The following is a 393-nucleotide window of genomic DNA, read 5'->3' as shown; positions in this document are numbered from 1 at the left end:
AAATAGCAACTGCTTTTCCCTGCGGCCGGCCACCTGTAAGGAGGCCAGCTTATTCTACTTAGATGACCAGGCGGACAGATCATTGGGTACAGTGGGCCATGTCCGGATGGACTTTGGCTCCAGCGGCAAGGGGTTTTACCATACCTGGTGGCCTCACAATGGGGACCGGTTCAACACGCCGGAGTTCAAGGAGGCCCTGCAGCAGTTTGTGGACGCCGTGCGGGAGGATGGGCCGTTGAAGGATCTGCCCTCTATGGGCCAATTCTGCCGGCAGAACGGCGGGGCCATCACGGAGGACGGTCGGAGCTATGGGTATCTGGCGGAGATGGGCGACTACCGCTTCTGCCTCCGGTGTACCCCCAGCCCCGGGGAATACCAGTGCTATCTTTACTG

The 393-nt window shown here is 59.8% G+C and carries 1 pseudogene; it reads left to right on the top strand.

Features of this window, described 5'->3' with window-relative positions:
• Positions 1 to 393 (top strand): annotated as a pseudogene (locus tag HMPREF0372_RS20000) (hypothetical protein); the annotation flags it as partial.

Source organism: Flavonifractor plautii ATCC 29863, from assembly GCF_000239295.1.
In the GTDB taxonomy this organism is placed as follows: Bacteria; Bacillota; Clostridia; order Oscillospirales; family Oscillospiraceae; genus Flavonifractor; species Flavonifractor plautii.
The sequence above is the reverse complement of the archived record's forward strand: the minus strand, read 5'-3'. Positions and strand labels throughout refer to the sequence as shown.